The organism is Halpernia sp. GG3 (assembly GCF_052976925.2).
Genome location: NZ_JBRIIR020000017.1, coordinates 647,217 through 672,097, shown reverse-complemented (window position 1 = coordinate 672,097; position 24,881 = coordinate 647,217). Strand labels below are relative to the sequence as shown.

At 36.0% G+C, this 24,881-nt stretch carries 17 protein-coding genes, 2 tRNA genes, 3 rRNA genes and 1 pseudogene; 10 read left to right on the top strand and 13 right to left on the bottom strand.

Annotated features, from left to right (window positions below; genetic code table 11):
• Position 1 precedes the first annotated feature (1 nt).
• Complete coding sequence (miaA, locus tag ACVBED_RS12465) at positions 2-904, bottom strand: tRNA (adenosine(37)-N6)-dimethylallyltransferase MiaA (protein WP_447120585.1); 903 nt, start codon at positions 902-904, stop codon at positions 2-4.
• Positions 905-923: 19 nt separating this feature from the next.
• A complete protein-coding gene (locus ACVBED_RS12460; RefSeq protein ID WP_447120584.1) occupies positions 924-1,751 on the bottom strand; it encodes a GLPGLI family protein in 828 nt (275 codons plus the stop codon).
• A 226-nt stretch (positions 1,752-1,977) separates the two neighbouring features.
• Between ACVBED_RS12460 and ACVBED_RS12455 the strand changes: the two genes are divergently transcribed.
• Both ACVBED_RS12455 and ACVBED_RS12450 read left to right on the top strand, forming a co-directional pair.
• Complete coding sequence (locus ACVBED_RS12455) at positions 1,978-3,606, top strand: acyl-CoA carboxylase subunit beta (RefSeq protein ID WP_447120583.1); 1,629 nt, start codon at positions 1,978-1,980, stop codon at positions 3,604-3,606.
• A 267-nt stretch (positions 3,607-3,873) separates the two neighbouring features.
• Positions 3,874-4,701, top strand: a pseudogene (locus tag ACVBED_RS12450) (alpha/beta hydrolase).
• Between the two features lie 339 nt (positions 4,702-5,040).
• On the opposite strand, the gene rrf reads toward ACVBED_RS12450, so the two are convergent.
• The 7 genes from rrf to gcvH all read right to left on the bottom strand — a co-directional run bounded on the left by rrf (position 5,041) and on the right by gcvH (position 11,785).
• Positions 5,041-5,148 (bottom strand): 5S ribosomal RNA (gene rrf, locus ACVBED_RS12445).
• 196 nt (positions 5,149-5,344) lie between these two features.
• Positions 5,345-8,118, bottom strand: a 23S ribosomal RNA gene (locus ACVBED_RS12440).
• A 341-nt stretch (positions 8,119-8,459) separates the two neighbouring features.
• Positions 8,460-8,533 (bottom strand) — tRNA-Ala (locus tag ACVBED_RS12435).
• Positions 8,534-8,626: 93 nt separating this feature from the next.
• Positions 8,627-8,700 (bottom strand) — tRNA-Ile (locus tag ACVBED_RS12430).
• A gap of 220 nt (positions 8,701-8,920) precedes the next feature.
• Positions 8,921-10,437 (bottom strand): 16S ribosomal RNA (locus ACVBED_RS12425).
• Together the 16S, 23S and 5S rRNA genes with 2 tRNA genes alongside form the textbook arrangement of a ribosomal RNA operon.
• Positions 10,438-11,052: 615 nt before the next feature.
• Positions 11,053-11,433 (bottom strand): VanZ family protein, encoded by a 381-nt coding sequence (locus ACVBED_RS12420; RefSeq protein WP_473095065.1) that lies wholly within the window; start codon positions 11,431-11,433, stop codon positions 11,053-11,055.
• Positions 11,408-11,785, bottom strand: coding sequence for a glycine cleavage system protein GcvH (gene gcvH, locus ACVBED_RS12415; protein ID WP_447120581.1), 378 nt, complete (start codon positions 11,783-11,785; stop codon positions 11,408-11,410). The genes ACVBED_RS12420 and gcvH overlap by 26 nt, the downstream gene beginning before the upstream one ends.
• 267 nt (positions 11,786-12,052) lie before the next feature.
• On the opposite strand from gcvH, the gene ACVBED_RS12410 reads away from it, so the two are divergent.
• From ACVBED_RS12410 to ACVBED_RS12380, 7 genes are all read left to right on the top strand, one after another.
• Positions 12,053-12,292 (top strand): acyl carrier protein, encoded by a 240-nt coding sequence (locus tag ACVBED_RS12410; RefSeq protein ID WP_090079800.1) that lies wholly within the window; start codon positions 12,053-12,055, stop codon positions 12,290-12,292.
• A 20-nt stretch (positions 12,293-12,312) separates the two neighbouring features.
• The gene (gene fabF / locus ACVBED_RS12405; protein ID WP_447120580.1) at positions 12,313-13,560 is read left to right on the top strand and encodes a beta-ketoacyl-ACP synthase II; all 1,248 of its coding nucleotides are present in this window, start codon (positions 12,313-12,315) and stop codon (positions 13,558-13,560) included.
• A 9-nt stretch (positions 13,561-13,569) separates the two neighbouring features.
• Positions 13,570-14,337 carry a ribonuclease III gene (rnc, locus tag ACVBED_RS12400; RefSeq protein ID WP_447120579.1) on the top strand — a complete coding sequence of 256 codons (768 nt, stop codon included), beginning with the start codon at positions 13,570-13,572 and terminating at the stop codon, positions 14,335-14,337.
• Positions 14,309-14,782 carry an IPExxxVDY family protein gene (locus ACVBED_RS12395; RefSeq protein WP_447120578.1) on the top strand — a complete coding sequence of 158 codons (474 nt, stop codon included), beginning with the start codon at positions 14,309-14,311 and terminating at the stop codon, positions 14,780-14,782. Before rnc ends, ACVBED_RS12395 begins: the two co-directional genes overlap by 29 nt.
• On the top strand, positions 14,775-16,220 hold the full coding sequence (gene pyk, locus ACVBED_RS12390) for a pyruvate kinase (protein WP_473095064.1): 1,446 nt from the start codon (positions 14,775-14,777) through the stop codon (positions 16,218-16,220). Before ACVBED_RS12395 ends, pyk begins: the two co-directional genes overlap by 8 nt.
• A 380-nt stretch (positions 16,221-16,600) precedes the next feature.
• Positions 16,601-17,518, top strand: coding sequence for a formimidoylglutamase (gene hutG / locus ACVBED_RS12385; protein ID WP_473095063.1), 918 nt, complete (start codon positions 16,601-16,603; stop codon positions 17,516-17,518).
• 116 nt (positions 17,519-17,634) lie between these two features.
• On the top strand, positions 17,635-18,912 hold the full coding sequence (locus ACVBED_RS12380; protein ID WP_447120577.1) for an aldehyde dehydrogenase family protein: 1,278 nt from the start codon (positions 17,635-17,637) through the stop codon (positions 18,910-18,912).
• Positions 18,913-19,012: 100 nt separating this feature from the next.
• Here ACVBED_RS12380 and ACVBED_RS12375 read toward each other — a convergent pair whose 3' ends face one another.
• The 4 genes from ACVBED_RS12375 to ACVBED_RS12360 form a co-directional block, all read right to left on the bottom strand.
• The gene (locus ACVBED_RS12375; protein ID WP_447120576.1) at positions 19,013-19,603 is read right to left on the bottom strand and encodes a hypothetical protein; all 591 of its coding nucleotides are present in this window, start codon (positions 19,601-19,603) and stop codon (positions 19,013-19,015) included.
• A 22-nt stretch (positions 19,604-19,625) separates the two neighbouring features.
• Positions 19,626-20,570: a 1,2-phenylacetyl-CoA epoxidase subunit PaaA gene (gene paaA / locus ACVBED_RS12370; RefSeq protein ID WP_447120575.1), complete on the bottom strand. Its 945-nt coding sequence runs from the start codon at positions 20,568-20,570 to the stop codon at positions 19,626-19,628.
• Positions 20,571-20,682: 112 nt separating this feature from the next.
• A complete protein-coding gene (locus tag ACVBED_RS12365) occupies positions 20,683-20,943 on the bottom strand; it encodes a hypothetical protein (RefSeq protein WP_447120574.1) in 261 nt (86 codons plus the stop codon).
• Between the two features lie 37 nt (positions 20,944-20,980).
• The gene (locus ACVBED_RS12360; protein ID WP_447120573.1) at positions 20,981-22,069 is read right to left on the bottom strand and encodes a 2Fe-2S iron-sulfur cluster-binding protein; all 1,089 of its coding nucleotides are present in this window, start codon (positions 22,067-22,069) and stop codon (positions 20,981-20,983) included.
• Between the two features lie 203 nt (positions 22,070-22,272).
• Between ACVBED_RS12360 and clpB the strand changes: the two genes are divergently transcribed.
• Complete coding sequence (gene clpB / locus ACVBED_RS12355; RefSeq protein WP_447120572.1) at positions 22,273-24,864, top strand: ATP-dependent chaperone ClpB; 2,592 nt, start codon at positions 22,273-22,275, stop codon at positions 24,862-24,864.
• Positions 24,865-24,881: the final 17 nt, after the last annotated feature.

The window sequence follows — 24,881 nt, the reverse complement described above, 5'->3', positions numbered from 1 at the left end:
TTTAGCACTTCAAAGGTAAGATTTTAAGAACGTCTTCCCAAGAATAATTATGAGGCAAAATGCTTACATGTTCTAACTTTTTATTCCAGGTTGTTTGGCGCTTTGCGTAACGTCGGCTATTTTTTTTAATTTCCTCGATGGCAAAATTCAAATCATATTCGCCCTCAAAATAGTTGAAAAGTTCTTTATAACCAACCGTTTGCAGCGGCACTAAATTTTTAAATTTTTCTAAATTTTTGACTTCTTCCAACAAACCATTTTTTATCATAACATCAACTCTTTTATTGATTCTGTCATAAATTATTTCACGTGGCGCATCCAAAAGAATTCTAATAGTTTCAAAATCTCTTTTTGGTTGGTGCGCTTTAATATTTTCCGTATACGTTTTTCCAGTTTGCCAGATAATATCAATCGCGCGTAAAAGCCTTCTGGGATTATCTTTGTCGACAATTTTAAAATAGTTGTAATCTAAATTTTCAAGAATTTGCTGTAATTTTCCTAAACCTTCATCTTGCCAGATCTTCATTAATTTCTGTTGGTTTTCTTCATTGGCTTCGGGCAAATTGTTTAAACCTTCTACCACGGCTTTTTCATACATTCCGCTTCCACCAACCAAAACGGCAAAATCATTTTTTTCGAAAATTTCCTTTAATTTTTTTAGCGCCTCAATTTCATATTGCCCGATAGAATAGTAATCTTCCACTGAAAGATTTCCTATGAAATTATGCGGAACTTCGGCTAATTCTTCATCCGAAGGAACTGCGGTTCCGATTTTCATTTCTTTAAAAAACTGGCGGGAATCACAGGAAATAATTTCTGTATCAAAATAGTGCGCCACTTTTATGGCTAAACTGGTTTTGCCAATTCCTGTAGAACCGATGATGGAGATTAATTTTTTAGCCAAAATTTTTTTTCAAAAATACCTAATCGTTGGGATAATGAACTGCTTTATTTAATTCAATTGGATTATTATATTTCTTCAAAGATTTTCTAAACGCATCTTCATAAACTTTAAGTTCTTCCATACTCGAAATCCTTAGGTTGTCTTCAGTCATAAAATTACTTTTAGTGATATCAATAGTTCCGTCGTGCGCAGGCTTTACAGGCGTAAAATAGGTTTCCAGTTTCATTTTAGCATATTTTAAAACTGGGATTTCTACCGCTCTTCCCTTAAAACGTTTATAAAAATCAAGAATTTGCGTTTCTTTAATGTTTTCAGATTTAACCAATGTAAATTGGTAATTATTTTTATCATCAGAAATCTCAACTATTAAACCAGGAAGTCCGTTAAATTTATAAGGACCTTCTTGAAAAGGAATTTCTGGTGCAAACCAGCCTTCCCAGTTTCTGCCGCCCCAATTTGTAGTGGCTTTTTGAACTTTCAGATTTGCTAGCATTTTTGTTTCTGGAGAAATCTTCCATTTTTGGGTGGCATTTTCTACAATTTTAAAGGTATCAAATCCTTCAAATGCAAAAACTTCATAATCTTTGGAATTGGATTTAACTCGGATGTAATCATTCATTTTACCACCGAAAGTCATATCTCCAGTCTTTAAAAGTATTGAATCGGAAATAAAAAAGGGTCTTGCATAATAAAAACTTTCATCCGGATTTATATCCAAATAATAATTTTGTTTTGAAATTAAATTTTCTGCAGAATCTTTTTTATAGTGAATTTCATAAATAAATCGGTGTGTTTGCGCGGAAAAGCAAAGTGTCAGAAATAAAAAAATAAGGCTAAATTTTTTCATAAAATTTAATTTTATCAAATGTAAATATTTTAATTTAAAATTTTAATCAAAAAAATCCCAAGAACTTTATAATTCTCGGGATTCTCAACTATTAAAAAATAAACTTATGATAAACTATTATTTATACAACGGCGTAAAAATCAAATTATTATAATTTTTTTTTTCAAACCTGTCAGATTTCATTTTTTTTCAATTAAATCCTTATCTTTAAAACATAAATATTTTTATGAACTTAGAATTTAATAAACGAGAGGATATCAACAAACAAAAACTTTCAGACATCAATCATTTGCTGAAAGAAATTAACAAAGGCGGTGGTGAAAAACGTTTGCAAAAACAGCGTGATGAGGGAAAAATGACCGCGCGCGCGCGGGTTGATTATTTATTAGATGACAAAAAAGATTCCATAGAAATTGGTGCTTTTGCTGGTTTTGAAATGTATGAAGAAGAAGGAGGTTGTCCCGCAGCTGGCGTTATTGTAAAAATGGGCTACGTTTCTGGGCGCCAATGTTTAGTTGTAGCAAATGACGCTACCGTAAAAGCCGGTGCATGGTTCCCAATTACTGGCAAAAAGAATTTACGAGCGCAAGAAATTGCCATGGAAAACAGATTACCAATCATTTATTTGGTAGATTCTGCGGGCGTTTATTTGCCAATGCAGGATGAAATTTTCCCAGACAAAGAGCATTTTGGGCGCATTTTTAGAAATAATGCGAAGATGAGTTCCATGGGAATTATCCAGATCTCTGCGGTGATGGGAAGTTGCGTTGCGGGCGGTGCCTATTTGCCAATTATGAGTGACGAAGCGATGATCGTTGATAAAACGGGTTCTATTTTTCTTGCCGGAAGTTATTTGGTAAAAGCTGCGATTGGTGAAAGCATTGATAATGAAACACTTGGTGGCGCAACAACGCACTGCGAAATTTCTGGTGTTACTGATTATAAAGCCAAAAATGATGCAGATGCTTTAGACCGAATTAAAAATATCATGAAATCTTTGGGTGATTTTGAAAAAGCCGGTTTTGATAGAATTGAAAATTGTGAACCAAAAGAAAATCCTGAAAATATTTTTGGAATTATGCCAAGTTTACGCAATGAACAATACGATACAAAAGATATTTTAAAATGCTTAACCGACAATTCTGAATTTGAAGAATACAAAGCAGATTATGGAAAAACAATTATTTGCGCGACAGCCAGAGTTGATGGTTGGAGCGTCGGAATTATCGCCAACCAAAGAACTTTAGTTAAAAATGGAAAAGGCGAAATGCAATTTGGCGGCGTAATTTATTCTGATTCTGCGGACAAAGCGACGCGTTTTATTGCCAATTGTAATCAAAGAAAAATTCCTTTGGTTTTTCTTCAGGATGTGACTGGTTTTATGGTCGGCTCAAAATCTGAACAAGGCGGGATCATCAAAGACGGCGCAAAAATGGTAAATGCCGTATCAAACTCAGTTGTTCCAAAATTCACAATTATCACTGGAAATTCCTATGGTGCTGGAAATTATGCAATGTGCGGTAAAGCTTACGATCCAAGATTGATTGTTGCTTGGCCGTGGGCAGATTTAGCGGTAATGGGTGGAAGTCAGGCGGCAAAAGTTTTAGTTCAAATTCAGGAATCTACTTTAAAGAAAAAAGGAAAGATTTTGACTGATGAGGACCGTCAAAAATTATTAGATGAAATTTCCGCTAAATATAAAAAGCAAACAGAAGCAACTTACGCTGCAGCAAGACTATGGACGGACGCAATAATTAATCCAATCGATACCAGAAAATGGATCTCAATGGGTATCGAAGCTGCCAATCACGCACCGATTTTAGAGAAATTTAATTTGGGTGTGATTCAAGTTTAATTTTAAATAAATCAAAAATAGTTCGATATAAAAAAGGGTAAAATAAAAATTTTGCTTTTTTATTTTATAATCTATGAATAGTTTTTGTAAAAATTTAACAAGAAAAAAACTGCATTTTTGAATCAAATTTTAATCCTCATTAAACAAAAAGATTTCTAACACGGACAAAGGATTCAAACAATATGTGATTTTATAGCAGAAGTAATTACCTTTTTCATAAAGTAATCATACATTTGTTTTTAATTTTTACCGATAGGTGTTGAAACTATGAAATATTTACAATTTTTAATTATTTTTTTAATATTTAATAATTTTAACGCACAGGAATATAATGATCCTATTCCGTTGCATGATACTTTCACTATAGACTCAAAAAAAGTTAAAGAAGTAAGAACGATTAATGTCTGGACTCCGCCTGAATATAAACTAATTTCAAATTCCCTACCCGTTTTATATATGCTGGATGGCGGTGTAAAAGAAGATTTTCCACATATCGCAAATACACTGGCAAAACTTATAAAATCAAAAGAGATAAAACCCATTATTTTGGTTGGAATAGAAAATACAAAGCGCAGAAGGGATCTAACTGGATTAACAACAGTTGATGCAGACAAAAAAATTGCACCAATTGTAGGTGGTTCAGAAAATTTCAGAACGTTCATTAATGTTGAATTATTTCATGAAATCACTTAGCGTTACCAAACAACCGGCGATAAAGGAATTTTGGGTGAATCTTTAGCCGGACTTTTTATTGCAGAAACGCTTCTTATAAAACCAGAGATGTTTAAATATTACATCGCTTTTGATCCTTCACTTTGGTGGAATGACGAATATTTAGTTAAAAACACAAATAATTTACTTTCAAAAGCGTTGCCAAGTGAGAAAAGATTTTGGTTTGCAAGTTCAGGTACAAAAGAAATTTATAAGCCGGTGAAAAGATTTAAAAAAATACTTGGTTCAATGAAAATCACAAATCTAATCTGGAACTTTTCAGATGAACCGGCAGAAGATCACAGTACAATTTTCAGAGCAAATATAGAAAAGGCATTAATCTGGACTTTAAATAATTCTAATAACACCGTTAAAATCAAATGATTTTATCCGAAATTTTACCTCAAGAATCTTTAGAACAAAGAGCCGTTCACCAAATTATTTACAGTGTTGGTTTAATATACCATTTTATTTGGAGATCACTACTATATAAAAGAAGCAGCGTTTAAAAGTTGCTAATAATTTTCTATTATAACGATTTTTTATCATGAACCGGTGTTGACTGTATCTTTTTTATGAACGTCTCGGGATATTTATATAGGCGTGCTGTTTTTATCGTGGCCAGAGATTATGATGCGTAATGAAAGTAATTTTATTTAAATATTTTTTAGTTTTCAAGCACAAAAAAGCCTCAATCTAGTAAAAGATTGAGGCTTTAAAAAAAACTGGCGGCGACCTACTCTCCCGCGTTAGCAGTACCATCGGCGCTAGAGGGCTTAACTTCTGTGTTCGGAATGGGAACAGGTGAGCCCCTCTGCTAAAACCACCCTAAAGGCTGTTAAAGTTGTACAATGTAAGATGTACAAAGTATATGGGTATTAATTAGACTGAAGATTGAAGAGCAAGGAGTCAAGACTTTAAAGTCTTGGTTCTTGGTTCTTTTATCTTGATTCTAATTAAAAAATCGATAAAAACGTTCACAAAGAGCAAACCAGTATTGCACTTTTAAGCAGCTTAAAGTATATTAAGCTATAAATCTACGGGTAATTAGTACTACTCGGCTATGACATTACTGCCTTTACACCTATAGCCTATCAACGTTGTCATCTCCAACGACCCTTAAAAGATGTCTCATCTTGAGGCAGGTTTCGCACTTATATGCTTTCAGTGCTTATCCTTACCAAACGTAGCTACTCTGCGATGCACTTGGCAATACAACAGATACACCAGAGGTTTGTTCAAATCGGTCCTCTCGTACTAGATTCAAGCCCTCTCAAACATCTAACGCCCGCAATAGATAGAGACCGAACTGTCTCACGACGTTCTGAACCCAGCTCGCGTGCCACTTTAATGGGCGAACAGCCCAACCCTTGGGACCTTCTCCAGCCCCAGGATGTGACGAGCCGACATCGAGGTGCCGAACCTCCCCGTCGATATGAGCTCTTGGGGGAGACTAGCCTGTTATCCCCGGAGTACCTTTTATCCTATGAGCGATGGCCCTTCCATACGGAACCACCGGATCACTATGTCCTGCTTTCGCACCTGATCGACTTGTAGGTCTCACAGTCAAGCACCCTTATGCCATTACACTCTACGCACGGTTACCAAGCGTGCTGAGGGTACCTTTGAAAGCCTCCGTTACTCTTTTGGAGGCGACCACCCCAGTCAAACTACCCACCACGCAATGTCCTTCCTAAAGGAAGTTAGGCTCTAAATAAACAAAGGGTGGTATTTCAACGTTGGCTCCACGAACACTAGCGTGCCCGCTTCAAAGCCTCCCACCTATCCTACACATTGTTTATTCAAAGTCAATACGAAGTTATAGTAAAGGTTCACAGGGTCTTTTCGTCCCATTGCGGGTAATCGGCATCTTCACCGATACTACAATTTCACAGAGCTCATGGTTGAGACAGTGCCCAGATCGTTACACCATTCGTGCAGGTCGGAACTTACCCGACAAGGAATTTCGCTACCTTAGGACCGTTATAGTTACGGCCGCCGTTTACTGGGGCTTCAGTTAAGACCTTCGGGATAAATCCCTAAGCCCCTCCCTTAACCTTCCAGCACCGGGCAGGTGTCAGACCCTATACAGCATCTTTCGATTTAGCAGAGTCCTGTGTTTTTGATAAACAGTCGCCTGGGCCTCTTCACTGCGGCCCCATCATCACTGATGGGGCGTCTCTTCTTCCGAAGTTACGAGACTATTTTGCCTAGTTCCTTAACCATGATTCACTCTAGCACCTTAGGATTCTCTCCTCGACCACCTGTGTCGGTTTTGGTACGGGTTGCTTCAATTCGGCTTTTCTTGGAACCGCTTTCCCTACAACAACTTCGCCCGAAGGCTAGGTCTTGACTATTCCGTCAGTCTTCAGTAAGTACGGCAATCCGTCCCCTTTTTAGTATGAGCAAGTATGGGAATATTAACCCATTGTCCATCCACTACCCCTTTCGGGTTCGCGTTAGGTCCCGACTAACCCTCAGCTGATTAGCATAGCTGAGGAAACCTTAGTCTTTCGGTGAGGGGGTTTCTCGCCCCCTTTATCGTTACTTATGCCTACATTTTCTTTTCTGTCCGCTCCACCACATCTCACGATGCAGCTTCTGTGCAAACAGAATGCTCCCCTACCAGATATAACTCAAAAGTTATAAATCCATAGCTTCGGTACTATACTTATGCCCGATTATTATCCATGCCGAACCGCTCGACTAGTGAGCTGTTACGCACTCTTTAAATGAATGGCTGCTTCCAAGCCAACATCCTAGCTGTCAATGCAGTTCAACCGCGTTATTTCAACTTAGTATAGATTTGGGGACCTTAGCTGTTGGTCCGGGTTCTTTCCCTCTCGGACATGGACCTTAGCACCCATGCCCTCACTGCCACGAAACATTTATTAGCATTCGGAGTTTGTCAGGAATTGGTAGGTGATGAAACCCCCGCATCCAATCAGTAGCTCTACCTCTAATAAACTATATCGCAACGCTGCACCTAAATGCATTTCGGGGAGTACGAGCTATCTCCCAGTTTGATTGGCCTTTCACCCCTACCCACAAGTCATCCGAAGACTTTTCAACGTCAACCGGTTCGGTCCTCCACTTTGTGTTACCAAAGCTTCAACCTGCCCATGGGTAGATCACAAGGTTTCGCGTCTAATCCTACTAACTAAGCGCCCTATTCAGACTCGCTTTCGCTCCGCCTCCGTACCTTAAGTACTTAAGCTCGCTAGTAAAATTAACTCGTAGGCTCATTATGCAAAAGGCACGCCGTCACCCAACTTGTGGGCTCCGACCGCTTGTAGGCGTACGGTTTCAGGTTCTCTTTCACCCTTCTATTCGAAGTGCTTTTCACCTTTCCTTCACAGTACTTGTTCACTATCGGTCTTTCAGGAGTATTTAGCCTTGGAGGATGGTCCCCCCATATTCAAACAGGATTTCACGTGTCCCGCCCTACTCATTTATCACTTATGTATGCCTTTCATATACGGGGCTATCACCCTCTATGGCTGTTCTTTCCAGAACATTCTACTAAACATATAAAAGCTTTTGGGCTAATCCGCTTTCGCTCGCCGCTACTTACGGAATCTCTTCGATTTCTTTTCCTCCGGGTACTTAGATGTTTCAGTTCTCCGGGTTTGCTCTCTAAATAAATTTAGAGTGACTGGTCTTCAACCAGCCGGGTTGCCCCATTCGGACATCTGCGGATCAATTCGTGTGTGCCGATCCCCGCAGCTTTTCGCAGCTTACCACGTCCTTCTTCGCCTCTGAAAGCCTAGGCATCCGCCATACGCCCTTAACGATTTCTTTCCTAATATTTTTATTTTCTTAAAGCACTTAAAAGTGCTTTGGTTTTCTCTTTGTGATGTCTTTATCGTTATTGTCAATGATCTTTTATTCTTACAAGTCATCTAATACGCAGTGTTGTTTTTGGCTCCACCGCAACTTTAAAATCAGATTCCTAAATAGTGAAAAATAAAGGTACGAACCTTTCTGAATTATAAATTATTAGCCTTTTGGCCCGTAATTCTTAATTCTGCATCTGTTAATGCTTAATCTTTCGTCTATGTAATGGATATTTTTAAATATCTTCTTCGCTTGTTACTTTTCGTAACTATTTTTTTGTCTTTATTCTATTACTTTCGTAATTGTGGAGAATATCGGAGTCGAACCGATGACCTCCTGCGTGCAAGGCAGGCGCTCTAGCCAGCTGAGCTAATCCCCCTCTAAATTGAGTGTGTGAGTTTTTGATTAAATAAAATAGAAAGTAATTAAACTCATTATCTTTTCTGATCCTTACTCCCTTACTCTTAATTAGTAGTCTCGGGCAGGCTCGAACTGCCGACCTCTACATTATCAGTGTAGCGCTCTAACCAGCTGAGCTACGAGACTGTCTTTTAGACTAACAGATTCAAGATGCCAGATACAAAACATTGTCTTGATCTTGGCTCTTGCCTCTTGTATCTCTTTCCCTCCTACTAATCTTTAGGGGTTTATTTTTATAAAATACCAACCGAAGTAAAAAAACTAAAGCGACTAAACTTTTTTGTTAAAATGTTGTGCACTATTTAAAGTACTTGTTTGTTTATACTCGTCCTAAAACGAGTCTCTAAAATGAGATGTTCCAGCCGCACCTTCCGGTACGGCTACCTTGTTACGACTTAGCCCTAGTTACCTGTTTTACCCTAGGCAGCTCCTTTTACGGTCACCGACTTCAGGTACCCCAGACTTCCATGGCTTGACGGGCGGTGTGTACAAGGCCCGGGAACGTATTCACCGCGCCATGGCTGATGCGCGATTACTAGCGATTCCAGCTTCATAGAGTCGAGTTGCAGACTCCAATCCGAACTGAGACCGGCTTTCGAGATTCGCATCACATCGCTGTGTAGCTGCCCTCTGTACCGGCCATTGTATTACGTGTGTGGCCCAAGGCGTAAGGGCCGTGATGATTTGACGTCGTCCCCACCTTCCTCTCTACTTGCGTAGGCAGTCTCACTAGAGTCCTCAACTTAATGGTAGCAACTAGTGACAGGGGTTGCGCTCGTTGCAGGACTTAACCTAACACCTCACGGCACGAGCTGACGACAACCATGCAGCACCTTGAAAATTGTCTTGCGAAAGGTCTATTTCTAAACCGGTCAATTCCCATTTAAGCCTTGGTAAGGTTCCTCGCGTATCATCGAATTAAACCACATAATCCACCGCTTGTGCGGGCCCCCGTCAATTCCTTTGAGTTTCATTCTTGCGAACGTACTCCCCAGGTGGCTAACTTATCACTTTCGCTTGGTCTCTGAGCCCTAAAGCCCAAAAACGAGTTAGCATCGTTTACGGCGTGGACTACCAGGGTATCTAATCCTGTTCGCTCCCCACGCTTTCGTCCCTCAGCGTCAGTTGAATCTTGGTAACCTGCCTTCGCAATTGGTGTTCTAAGTAATATCTATGCATTTCACCGCTACACTACTTATTCCAGCTACCTCAAATTCACTCAAGACCTGCAGTATCAATGGCAGTTTCACAGTTAAGCTGCGAGATTTCACCACTGACTTACAGGTCCGCCTACGGACCCTTTAAACCCAATAAATCCGGATAACGCTTGCACCCTCCGTATTACCGCGGCTGCTGGCACGGAGTTAGCCGGTGCTTATTCATATAGTACCTTCAGCTAGATACACGTATCTAGGTTTATTCCTATATAAAAGAAGTTTACAACCCGTAGGGCCGTCGTCCTTCACGCGGGATGGCTGGATCAGGCTTTCACCCATTGTCCAATATTCCTCACTGCTGCCTCCCGTAGGAGTCTGGTCCGTGTCTCAGTACCAGTGTGGGGGATCACCCTCTCAGGCCCCCTAAAGATCATTGACTTGGTGAGCCGTTACCTCACCAACTATCTAATCTTGCGCGTGCCCATCTCTATCCGCCTGAGCTTTCAATATTAAATGATGCCATTCAATATGTTATGGGATATTAATCTTCCTTTCGAAAGGCTATCTCCCAGATAAAGGTAGGTTGCACACGTGTTACGCACCCGTACGCCGCTCTCTAGAATCCGAAGATTCTATACCGCTCGGCTTGCATGTGTTAGGCCTCCCGCTAGCGTTCATCCTGAGCCAGGATCAAACTCTCCATTGTATGTTTGTCCACCCTAACTCAAAGTTTATTAATTGACGCTTTAGTCTTTTTCTTACTTGGTTGTTATTTGTATTTTCAATGATCTGTTTCGCTCTTCGCCTCCTCGTATGAACTTCTGTCGTTGTTCTTAATCACGATTTGCGAGTGCAAAAGTATAAAGTTTATTTTAATCTCACAACTATTTTTGAAATAAATTTCTGAATAATTTTTCTGACTATATTATCGCTTCATCTTCGCTTCAATATCTTTCGATTTTGGTTTGCAAAAGTATAACTTAATTTCGAACTTAACAACTCTTTCTAAATAAATTTATAAAAAAATTTTTGCCCTTATTAATGCCTCTTCTTCGCCCCCTCTTCTTTCGATTTGAGAGTGCAAAAATACACCATCTTCTAACACCTCACAACTATTAATTATCCCTGCACACAAATTAAATCCTAAACACCTGTCAATCACCTCTAAAAATCTTCGCGTTCCTATCTCAGTTTTAAATTTAAACCCAACACCACTATCCAAACAGCAACATCAACAAAAAAAAACCCAACATAAAAAATAAATCTCTATTATTTATATTGCTAAAATAAATCGCGACCTTTAAAAAAGTTAAAAATAATATCAACTTAAAAATTTCAAAAATATCCTATAAGTCATTAAACCTAAGGATGAGCCTATCACATCTGCTAATATGTCGAGTAACTCAAATGACCGTCCCATATGCATCACTTCCTGTAAAACTTCTGTTCCTAATCCGTAAAAAAAAATAATGGTGAAAAAATAAATGATATTTAATTTTTTAAAGGAGATTAACAGACAAAATCCTAAGAAAGCAAATATAGATAGATGTATTAGTTTATCGATACCAGGAAACATAAACCAATATTCCTGATTTTCAACGCCAGGTTTTAAAAGCATATAAGTGAGAAATGCCCAATAAATGGGCAAAACTACTTTTCTAAATGTGGGCCGAAACTTATCCAACAATTTCCTTATATTCATCTGAAGTTAAAAGCTCACCTTCTGATCCACCATCACTTAGTTCTACTTTTACAATCCATCCTTTACCGTAAGGATCAGAGTTTAGTAATTCTGGCTCACCCTCCAAGTCACTATTAAATTCCAAAATTTTTCCTGATAAAGGCAGAAACAAATCTGAAACAGTTTTTACAGCTTCTACGCTCCCAAAAACATCACCTGCATTTAATTCATCATCCACACTATCTACATCTACAAAAACAATATCGCCAAGTTCGCCTTGTGCAAAATCTGTAATGCCTATCGTCGCAACATTATTTTCAATTTTAACCCACTCGTGGTCTTTTGTGTACTTCAACTCTTCAGGAATAGTCATAATTATTTTTTTTAAAGTTTAATCAAGCAAATTTAATTTAAAAATTATAACACACCAATCTATTTTGCTGCAAAATAATTTAAAACATAAAAAAAACCAAATTGTAAACCTCACATCTGCTATATTATAAGTCTTAGATTTATTTTTTAAATGAATGTTGTAAATAAAAAGTGGAAATTTTTTAATATTTAAAAAGTAAAAAAATATTTAATCTTAAAGAATTTTATATATTTGCAGCATTAACAATTATTAATAAAAACAAAAATTATGTCAGACATTGCATCAAGAGTAAAAGCTATCATCGCGGATAAGCTTGACGTTGAAGAATCAGAAGTAACTCCAGAAGCTAGTTTCACTAATGATTTAGGCGCAGATTCTTTAGATACTGTAGAATTAATCATGGAATTTGAAAAAGAATTTAATATTCAAATCCCAGATGATCAAGCAGAAAAGATTACAACCGTAGGTCATGCTATTGCATACATAGAGGAAGTAGTTAACAAATAATATTTGCAGAAAAAAAATTTATGGAATTAAAAAGAGTAGTTGTAACTGGTTTCGGAGCGATAACGCCTATTGGTAATAATGCGCAAGAATACTGGGAAAATCTAGTAAAAGGTGAGAGCGGTGCCGCTCCGATTACTCTTTTTGATACTGAAAATTTCAAAACAAAATTTGCTTGTGAAGTTAAAAGTTTTGATCCCCTTAATTATTTGGATAAGAAAGAATCCAAAAAAATGGATCGGAATACTCAGTTTGGAATTGTGGCTGCGAGAGAAGCAGTTGAGCATTCCAGAATTATAGATGATAATTGCGATAAGAATAGAATTGGAGTTATTTGGGGTTCAGGAATAGGTGGTCTAGAAACTTTTGAAAAAGAAGTTTTAGGATGGGCAGCTGCTACCGGAATTCCCAGATTTAATCCATTTTTCATTCCAAAAATGATCGCTGATATCACGCCAGGTCATATTTCTATTGAATACGGCTTTCATGGTCCGAATTACACAACCGTTTCTGCATGTGCGTCTTCTGCTAATGCTTTGATTGATGGCAAAATGCTGATTCAACTTGGAAAAGCGGACATTATCGTTTGCGGCGGTTCAGAAGCAGCAATTACTGCGAGTGGTGTTGGCGGGTTTAACGCTATGATGGCACTTTCTACAAGAAATGATGATCCAAAAACAGCATCGCGACCTTTTGATAAAGACCGAGATGGTTTTGTTTTGGGAGAAGGTGCAGGTTCTATAATCTTAGAAGAATATGAGCACGCAAAAAAACGTGGAGCTACAATTTATGCGGAATTAAAAGGAGGAGGTTTAAGTGCAGACGCACATCACATGACAGCACCACATCCTGAAGGACTTGGAGCATACCTTGTTATGAAAAACTGCTTAGAAGATGCAGAAGTTTCTGCTCATGAAGTAGATCATATAAATATGCATGGTACTTCTACACCCCTTGGTGATATTGCCGAATCAAACGCCATTTCAAGATTGCTGGGTGATCACGCCTTTGACATTCAAATCAATTCGACAAAATCTATGACAGGACATCTCTTAGGAGCGGCTGGTGTAATTGAAGCGATTGCCGTTTTAGGAAGTATTACGAACTCAATCGTTCCACCAACTATCAATCACTTCACCGATGACGAAAGAATTGATTCCAGACTTAATTTTACCTTTGGTAAAGCAGTTAAGAAGAATGTTGACATTGCGATGAGTAATACATTCGGTTTTGGCGGCCATAATGCTTGTGTATTGTTTTCAAAAATCTAAAATCTTCACATGGAATTTCAGAAATATTTTTCTAAATTCCTTTTAAAGGACAAGAAGAAAAAATTTTCTGAAGAGGATTATTTATTTAAAACCGAACTTGAAAAAATTTTAGGTTTTCAAATAGAAAATATTGAGATCTACAAAGAAGCTTTTTCCCTTCGTACTTCATCAAAATTAAAAAATAAAAAAAACTACGAACGCTTAGAATTTTTAGGCGACTCTGTTTTGGGCACTATTATCTCCTGCTACCTTTTTGAGAAATATATTTCCTCCAACGAAGGTTATCTTACTCAAATGAAGTCTAAAATTGTTAATCGGAAAAATTTAAACCGATTAGGAGACGAGTTAGGCTTAAAAGAACTTATACGAAACAATCACAGTTTAACTTTAAGTGAAAATATTTCTGGTAATTTACTTGAGGCGCTTATTGGCTCAATATATTTAGATTTAAGCTATGAATTTTGCCATAAAATAGTACTTGAAAGGCTTTTTAAAGCAAGTGACATCATTAAACTTGAAAATAAAATTATAAGTTACAAGGGCTTGCTGTTAGAATGGAGCCAAAAGAAAAAGGTCGCTATATGTTACGAAACCTGTGAGGAATTTCAAGCCAATAATAATTTAGTTTTTAGAAGCTATGTAATTTTAAACCAAGGGAAAATTTCGAACGCGACAGACAGTTCCAAGAAAAAAGCTGAAGAAAAAGCAGCACAACGCGCTTTCTACATTTTAAACAAAAAAGAAAATATTGTCGAAAACCAAAAAATTATTTCTTGATGAAGAGGAAGAAGAAAATCTAAACTTAGGTCTTTTAAGGCTTTCGCTTGAACTTCCCTCACATGAATTGTTTTATAAAATCAATATTTTAAATGCCTTTAAATTTACCCGGATAAAAGATCTAATAATTCACGGTAATTACTTCCAATATAATTTCCCACGTTTTGAGGCCTATCACCATCTTAGTAAAACCTGCATTCAAATTATCGGTAATAAATCAGAAGTTAGTTACATATTGAAGGAACAAAAAGAACTGTTTAATTCCGAAAGCGAAATGGCTGATCTTTTTAATGAATTGCCGGATGTTGATTATCTTATAAAAACCTCAGATTTAATTGATGATTTTTCGCTAATTTTGTTGCCGGAAAATTCTGTGTTTAATATCCAGACTTTCTCCTTAAGTTCAACAGATGAACGCTACCAACTAATAAAATATTATGAATAAATTTTTAAAGAAAACTAAAATCATCGCCACCTTAGGACCTGCATCTTCCTCAAAAGAAGTAATGCTAGAAATGGTAAAAGCAGGTGTTGATGTTTTTAGAATAAATTTTTCCCACGCCGATTATGATTTAGTGCGTACGAACGTAAACACGATCAGAGAGATCAATCAAGAATTCGGTTACACAATTTCAATCTTAGGAGATTTACAAGGACCTAAACTTCGTGTAGGAGTTGTTAAAGAAGGTTCTTATTTAAATCCTGGTGATATTCTTACCTTCACTAATGAAAAAATAGAAGGAGATTCGAAGAAAGTTTACATGACTTATCAAAAATTTCCGCAGGACGTAAAAGTCGGCGAAAGAATTTTGATTGACGATGGTAAACTGGTTTTAGAAGTTATTGAAACCAATGAAAAAGATACTGTAAAAGCAAAGACAATTCAAGGTGGACCACTGAGTTCTAAAAAAGGAGTAAACCTTCCGAATACAAATGTTTCCCTTCCAGCATTGACGGAAAAAGACATAGAAGATGCTAATTTTATCTTAGATTTAGAATTAGACTGGATCGCACTCTCCTTCGTGCGTCACGCTCAGGACATTATAGATTTAAAAGAGATCATTAATAATCATCCGACTAATAAACTAAAAACACCAATAATTGCCAAGATTGAAAAACCGGAAGGTGTAAAAAATATTGAGCAGATTTTGATGGAATGCGATGCAATAATGGTAGCTCGGGGAGATTTAGGTGTAGAAGTTCCAATGGAAGAAGTTCCTGCCATTCAAAAAACTTTGGTAGAAAAAGCAAGATTTCATTCAAAACCGGTTATCATCGCAACTCAAATGATGGAAACAATGATCAACAGTCTTACGCCGACGCGTGCCGAGGTAAATGATGTTGCAAATTCCGTTCTTGATGGCGCAGATGCAGTAATGCTTTCTGGTGAAACGTCCGTGGGAAGATATCCTGTAGAAGTCGTAGAGAATATGACTAAGATTGTAAAAAATATTGAAAGCACTAATTTTTATCAAAATAAAAATGCTCCAATTGAGAAAGACATAAACTGCATTGATGAACGTTTTTTAACAAATAGAATTTGTCTTGCTGCAGTTAGAATCGCAAAAACAACCAATGTGGAAGCCATTGTGACCTTAACTTATTCTGGTTATACAGCATTTCAAATTTCAGCGCACCGTCCCAATTCGCATATTATTGTTTTCAGTGCTAATAAACGCGTTATTACGATGCTCAATCTTCTTTGGGGTGTTCGTGCCTATTTTTATGACATGAATAAATCTACTGATGAAACAATCGTACAGGTGAATACTCTCGTTCACCATTACGGTTTTGTAGAAAGTGGAGATTACGTCATCAATCTAAATGCAACGCCTGCTAATGCTGATGGAAAAACCAACACACTCAGATTGACCACTATTTAAAATTATTTGGGCGTATCCCGCACGGCTTTTCAGCCGTTTGGGTCGCGCTATTCATTACAAGTCCTCAGAAAATACACAGAGCGCTGCTTTTCAAGCAGCGCTCTGTGTATTTTCTTCCGGGCTTTCCATTACTATCGCTTACGCAGTGTGTTTTTTCTATCACATATATTTTTAAAAAAAAATTCTTTTACTTTCAAACTAATTTTTACAAAATAGATAGATAAAACATTTTTCAATCTCTACAACCTTTTATAAGTGGGCTGGCTCTGCGAAAATAAAAGATGTAAAATAAAAAATCTGAGAACTCTGCATTCAACAGCTCGGTATTACAATAATCTTTAAGCTCTAAAATTTTCTTACCTTTCATAAAAACAAAATTTATGATTTGGCAAGGCAGATTCGATGGAGATAATCCATTATACCACCGCATTTTTCAGCGTGTAACTTTAGAAAATAATTTCGATAATCTTTCCGAAAATGATTTTGCACTTCAAGGATTTGCCGTTGATGAAGGCGTAAAAAGAAATAAAGGTAGAATTGGCGCCGCAGAAGCGCCGGATTTTATCAGAAAAAATATGTCTAATTTTCCTATAACGAAAGCCGGATTTGTTTTGAAAGATTTCGGAAATATTACCTGTGAAGATCTAGATCTAGAAAAAGCACAACAAAAACTAGCTGAAAATGTCCATAATTTATTAGCAAAAAGAGCTAAATCTATCGTTTTAGGCGGCGGTCACGAAGTCATGTTCGCTCACTATTCTGGAATTAGAAAAGCCTTCCCTACTTCAAAAATCGGAATTATAAATATTGATGCACATTTTGACAACCGTGAAATTAACACAGAAATTGGCGCTAGTTCAGGAACTGGATTTTATCAAATTGCGGAAAGCGAAACTTTAAATTCTCTACATATTGGTATTCAAAAAAACTCAAATACCTTAAAATTATTTGATTACGCGCATCAAAATAACATGAAATACATTCTCGCAGACGAACTGTTTTTTGAAAATCTTCCAAAAGTCTACGAGAAAATAAATGCCTTTTCGGATTCTGTTGATGTACTTTATCTCACCATTTGTATGGATGTTTTCAATGTTGCGATTTCACCAGGCGTGAGCGCGCAATCTTACAACGGAATTTTTGCAGATGCATCATTTATGCATTTTTACCGCCATATTTTAAATAATAAAAAATTAGTCGCTTTAGATATAGCCGAAGTTAATCCCAGTTTAGATTTACAAGAGCGAACTTCACGTTTGGCTGCAAGTTTGGTGAATGAATGGTTAATGGAAGATTAAAATAACTTTAGTGGTTGCAACTAAAAAGTAGTCTATCTTACAAAAAGGGAGAATCTATCTATTTAAATTGTTTTCATTTCAATTTTTTCCGAAATTCACTATATAAATAAAAAAAAATGAATCTAGATAAATCTCAACATACTTTTGAAATCTGGCGTAAAATTCCATTTACTGAACGCCAAAATCTACTGTGTAAGTTATCTCAAACTTTATTAGAAAAAAAAGAAATCTTCGCAGAAATTATTACTAAAGAAATGAATAAACCCATTTCCCAGTCGCTTTCGGAAATAGAAAAATGTGCAGCAATGGCAACGTTTTATTCAAAAGCAGAAAACGTTTTAGAAACAAATAAAATACAATCCGAATTTGATTATTCGGAAATTCACTTTGAACCAATGGGAATTATTTTAGGCGTGATGCCCTGGAATTATCCCTTCTGGCAAGTCTTAAGATTTGCAGTTCCTGCAATTTTAGCGGGAAACGTGATCATAATGAAGCACGCAGCTATCTGTTTAAGATCAGGTGACGCGCTACAAGAAGTTTTTGAAGAAGCCGGATTTCCCAAAAATGTTTTTACCCATATAAAGGTTTCCCATGATGAAATCGAAACCATATTAGCAAATCCATTGGTTCAAGGTGTGAGTTTAACCGGAAGTGAAAAAGCAGGAAGCGCAGTTGCCGCCGCCGCCGGGAAAAATATTAAAAAATCTTTATTAGAATTAGGTGGAAATGACGCGTTCATTGTTTTAGATGATGCTGATTTAGATAAAGCTGCAAAAAGCGCGGCGCTTGGAAGATTGCAAAACTGCGGACAAACCTGCGTAGCTTCCAAACGTTTCATTATTCAAAGTTCTATTTATGACAAATTTTTAGAAAAATTTGTGGCAGAATATAAAACTTATATCGTCGCAGATCCGATGGATAAAGAAACCAAAATTGCAGGAATGGCGCGGGAAGATCTTGCCGATGATTTAGAAAAACAATATAAAAAAGCGGTTGAGAACGGCGCAGAAATAATTTTACCTTTAGAAAGAATTGATAAAATTTCATTCCAACCAGGTTTACTCAAAATGAATGTTCGAAATCCTATTTTAGATGAAGAATTATTTGGACCTGTCGGAATGATTTTAGAAGCAAAAACTGATCAAGAATTGTTGGAAATTGCCAATAACACGAAGTTTGGTTTGGCAAATGCCGTTTGGTCTAAAGATAAAAAACGCTTAGATTATTTCATAAACGGTTTAGAATCCGGAACAGTTTCTATTAACCAAATTACAAAATCTGATGCGCGCTTTCCTTTTGGCGGGACAAAAAATTCGGGTTATGGCATTGAACTTTCACTTGACGCTTTGAAAGAATTTACGAATACGAAGATGGTTTTAGGGAAAATTTGAAGCATTAAAGAAACACTATTTTGTCATTCCGTAGGAATCTAAACCATTAATTCCATTGCTGAGATTTCTACGCAATGACAAAAAATAGATTAAAGTTGCGCTAAAATTTTATTTTAAAACGGTCATTAATAAAATCTAAAATTTCTACGAAACTTTTTAATTCATTGATTTCAGGATATTGCTTTATGTAAGTTTCAGGATTAGAATAAAAGAAACTGTTAAAATTATCACCATTTTTATATCTTATATAATATCCACTACCATCCATAACCTTCATTTCCTCTGAAATTATCTCATTTTGCTTATTTTCTTCATTGTAGGAAATTGTTTTTTTTACTTTTTTATAATTGAAGAATTCTTCTTTTGGTAAGAATTGAATATTTCTTACTTCAAAATTTAAAAAAGTTTCATTTGAACATTTAAGTTTAGTTATTTCCGGTTTTACTTCAATATTTTTACCAGATTGAGATGGCATTCTTATGCTGATTAACTCAGCGTTGCATGAGTCTTTATTTAAATAAATTCTAAATATTTTTTTTACATCACTAATTGCAAAATCTTTATAAATTCTAATTTCTCTTTCATTTTCAATTTTTTCTGGAATTTGAGCGTAATAATCTGCACTTCTCTCTTGTTGAGCATATAAAGAAATTGGAATAAAAAATAAAAATATTTGTAAAAGAAATTTCATTTAAAAAAACTAGATTTTTTATTTATGCTATTTTGCTCATAATATTCTGTTTCTCAGCAAAAGCGATCGCTGCTTCTTTTACCCACATATTATCTCGCTGCGCTTTATTTTTAGTTTCTAAACGCTTTTTATTGCAAGGTCCGTTTCCTCTCAGAACTTCCATAAATTCATCCCAAGGTAAATCACCAAAATCATAATGTTGTCTTTCTTCATTCCATTTTAGATTTTCATCGGGTACTTTTAAACCTAAAAAATCGGCTTGCGAAACGGTAACATCAATAAATCTTTGTCGAAGATCATCGTTACTTTCACGCTTTACTTTGTAATTCATTGATTTTTGTGAGTTTGGAGAATCAGAATCATTCGGTCCAAACATCATTAAAGACGGCCACCAAAAACGATTAAGGGCTTCCTGCGCCATTTCTTTTTGCTCTTTTGTGCCTTTACAAAGTGTCATCAAAATTTCATAACCTTGTCTTTGGTGAAAAGATTCTTCTTTACAAATACGCATCATTGCTCGGGAATAAGGTCCATAAGAGTTTCCCATGAGCATAACCTGATTCATAATTGCAGCGCCATCTACGAGCCAACCAATTGCGCCAATATCTGCCCAACTAAGTGTTGGATAATTAAAAATACTTGAATATTTTGCTCTTCCAGAGAGCATGTCATTGTAAGTAGAATCTCTATCCGCGCCGTTTCCGCCGTTATTTAAAGTTTCCGAAGCGGCGTATAAATAAAGTCCGTGACCCGCTTCATCCTGAATTTTGGCTAAAAGCGCCATTTTTCGGCGTAAAGACGGTGCTCTGGAAATCCAGTTGGCTTCCGGTAACATCCCAACAATTTCTGAATGGGCGTGTTGCGAAATTTGACGAACCAATAATTTTCTGTAATCTTCGGGCATTACATCTTTTGGTTCCACTTTATTTTCGGCCTGTACGTAATCTAAAAATTTATTATTTTCCATTATATTGAGATCTTAGAATTGAGAGGTTAGATGTGGACTTTAAATATTTTGCAAAGTCCATTTCAATTAGCTTAAATATTACAATTTGCTAAATTAGCTATTACTATATAATCTATAGCAATTTTCTTTCCATAATTTCATCTTTAGTAAAAATTCCTACTTTTCCACTTGAAAATTCGCCTGCGACAAAACTTACTAATTTATTGCCGTCGCTAATTTCATATTCTTTGAATTGATATAAAGTCAGTTCCTCGGGATGTCTCACTTCAACATTTTTATCTGTGCAAGCCCAATAGAAATTCCAAATATTTAGACCTTCTACTTTAAATTCTTTGTCAATTTCTATAAAAGAGTTAAATATCCAAGTTTCCATAGCAACACTTTTTATTTTTTTTAACTTAAATTTTCATTTAAACATCATAACTTAACATTACAATATTAGTTGTTGGATGACATTGGCAGGTGAGCACAAAACCTCGCGCAACTTCATCATCCGTTAAAGCGAAATTTTTATCCATAAAAACTTCACCTTCCATAACTTGCGCCTTGCAAGTGCAACATACGCCGCCTTTGCACGCAAAAGGCACGGGAAGTTTATCATTCAAAGCCTGATCTAAAATACTTCTTTTCTTTGAATTTAAATGAAATGAATATTCATCATCGTCAATAATCAATGTCACCATACTTTCTAAGTTAGGAATTGCTTTAAATTCATCGCTCATTTCAGCATTTTCTTCATCATCTGGCGCCGCATAATATTCAAACATTACCTGAAGAGATGGTACCTTCTTTTCATTTTTTAAATAAGTTGAAACATCTTTGATCATTTCTGATGGTCCACAAATAAAGAAAATACTTTCTTTTGGATTAATTTCTGGAAATCTTTCAAATAACTGCTCTAATTTTTGTGATGAAATTCTGCCTTCAAATAATTCATCTTCAAAATGTTTTTCCCGCGATAAAAGGTAAATAACTTTTAATCTGCCTTGAAATTTTTCAACCAAAGCATCAATTCTTTCTTTAAAAATAATATCATTTAAACTTTTATTGCTGAAAAAAAGATAGGCCGTACTTTCCGGTTCTTGATGCAAAGCCTCAATTAAATTAGAAAGTACTGGCGAAATACCACTTCCAGCGGCCAAACCAATATAATTTTTTCGATTGCTTTTATGATAATTGGTATAAAAATGTCCTGCTGGTGGCGAAACTTCTATTACATCACCCAAATTTAAATTTTGATTTAAAAAAGTGGAAAATTTCCCTCGATCTAAATGCTTTACTAAAATTTCCAGATTTTCATTTCCGTCTGTTGGGGAATTTACGATAGAATAAGAACGGCGCAGATCTTCGCCATTCAAAATCATTTTTAAATTTAAATATTGTCCCTGTTTAAACTGAAAAGTATTCTTTAAATCGTCCGTAATTTCAAAAACTATATGCGCAGAATCATTGGTTTCTTTTATGTAATTATTGACTTTTAAATCGTGGAAATGATGCATTATTTTACTTAAAGTGATTATTAACAAATATAAGGAATGCTAAGCGAATTCTCTAAAAAATTTAATGAGTGTTTTTCGGAAATTATGTCTCACAACAAGAGATAAAATTTAAATTATTCGGAAAAAATGACTTACTTTATTATGAAATTTTAAATAGAATAGATTTTGACGTTATAATGAAATCACAAATAATATAAGCAATAATGAATCTAAATCAATATACCACAAAATCCCAAGAGGCAATCCAGAAAGCACAGCAAGTGGCGATGGAATTTGGGAATCAAAGCATAGAGCCACAGCATTTATTAGAAGGCATTTTGCAGTCAGAAGAAAATATTTCTGTTTTTTTAATGAAAAAGTCTGAAGCAGAATTGAATTTAATTCGTGAACGTAATAGAGAAAATATTGAAAAATTACCAAAAGTAGAAGGTGCAAATATTTATTTATCACAAACGGCAAATAAAGTTCTACTCGATGCACCAAATATTGCCAAAAAAATGGGCGATGAATATGTAACGATTGAACATCTTTGGCTGGCTTTATTTGAAACAAATTCAGAAGTTTCAAAAATGCTTAAAGATATGGGCGTTACTAAAAATTCCTTGGAAAGCGCCATAAAAGAATTACGAAAAGGCTCGAAAGCGACTTCTTCAAGTTCGGAAGAAACGTATCAGGCTTTAAATAAATATGCGAAAAACTTCAATGAATTAGCCGCTGAAGGAAAACTCGATCCTGTAATTGGTAGAGATGAAGAAATCAGACGGGTTTTGCAAATACTTTCCAGACGGACAAAAAATAATCCAATTTTAATTGGTGAACCCGGCGTTGGTAAAACCGCGATCGCAGAAGGAATTGCACATAGAATAATTTCCGGCGATATTCCTGAAAATTTAATGGATAAAACAATATATTCTTTAGATATGGGTTCATTGATTGCGGGCGCAAAATTTAAAGGTGAATTTGAAGAGCGTTTGAAATCCGTAATCAACGAAGTTATAAAATCCGACGGACAAATTATTTTATTCATTGATGAGATTCACACATTAGTTGGCGCAGGCGGCGGTGAAGGTGCAATGGACGCAGCAAATATTTTAAAACCAGCTTTGGCAAGAGGTGAATTAAGAGCAGTCGGTGCAACTACTTTAAATGAATACCAGAAATATTTTGAAAAAGACAAAGCCTTAGAAAGACGTTTCCAGAAAGTAATGGTTGAAGAACCGGATACAGAATCTGCAATCACAATACTGCGCGGAATTAAAGATAAATACGAAGCACACCACAAAGTTCGGATAAAAGATGAAGCGATAATTGCGGCTGTGGAACAATCTCAACGCTATATTTCTGATCGGTTCTTGCCAGATAAAGCCATCGATTTAATTGATGAGGCTTCTGCAAAACTAAGAATGGAAATTAATTCCAAACCTGAAGAATTAGATACTTTGGACAGGAAACTTATCCAAATGGAAATAGAATTGGCTGCAATTTCTAGCGAAGGAAATGACATAAGAGTGAATCATCTGAAAGAAGATATCGCAAAAGTGTCGGAAGACAGAAACGAAATTAATGCAAAATGGTTAAAAGAAAAACAGAAATCTGAAGATTTAACTGCTATTAAAAAAGATATTGAAGCCTTAAAATTAGAGGCAGAAAGGGAATCAAGAGCGGGAAATTACGCGAGAGTAGCTGAAATTCAATATGGGAAAATTAAAGAAAAAGAAAGCGATTTGCAAAAACTGGAATTAGAAATGCAAAATCACCAAAATGAATTAATTAAAGAAGAAGTTACGGCAGAAAATATTTCCGAAATCATCTCTAAATGGACCGGAATTCCAGTCACAAAATTAATACAATCTGAACGGGAAAAATTATTGCATTTGGAAGATGAACTTCATAAAAGAGTGGTCGGTCAGGAAGAAGCGATAGAATCTGTTGCAGACGCTATCCGTAGAAATCGAGCAGGTTTAAATGATGAGAAAAAACCAATTGGATCATTTTTATTTCTTGGAACGACTGGTGTTGGTAAAACTGAGTTGGCAAAAGCACTTGCAGAATTATTGTTCGACGATGAAAATAATCTGACCAGAATTGACATGAGTGAATATCAGGAAAGCCATTCTGTGTCGAGATTAGTAGGCGCGCCGCCAGGATATATTGGTTATGAAGAAGGGGGGCAATTAACGGAAGCCGTTCGAAGACGACCATATTCTGTGGTGCTTTTAGATGAAATTGAAAAGGCGCATCCGGATGTTTTCAATACACTTCTACAGGTTTTAGATGATGGAAGATTGACCGATAATAAAGGAAGACTGGTTAATTTTAAAAATTCAATTATTATTATGACTTCCAATTTGGGTTCCCATTTGATACAGGAAAATTTTGAAGGTTTAACGGAAGAAAATCACGATGAAATTTTAGAAAAAACGAAAATTGATGTTTTGGCTTTATTGAGAAAAACTTTGAGACCAGAATTTCTGAACAGAATTGACGAAACGGTAATTTTTCAGCCATTAACGAAAAAAGAAATTGGCAAAATAGTTCACTTTCAATTGCATGGTTTCAATAAAATGTTGGAAAGTAGAAATATTTTTATGACAGCAACTGACGACGCGATACAATATATTACGGATAAAGGCTACGAACCAAGTTTTGGTGCAAGACCTTTAAAAAGAGTGCTTCAACAAGAAGTTTTAAATAAATTATCAAAAGAAATCCTAGCGGGAAAAGTGAATGACGGCGACAGAATTACGCTGGATTATTTTGATGAAAGCGGCCTGGTTTTCAGACCTGTAGAATAAAAATTAGTTTTCATAGT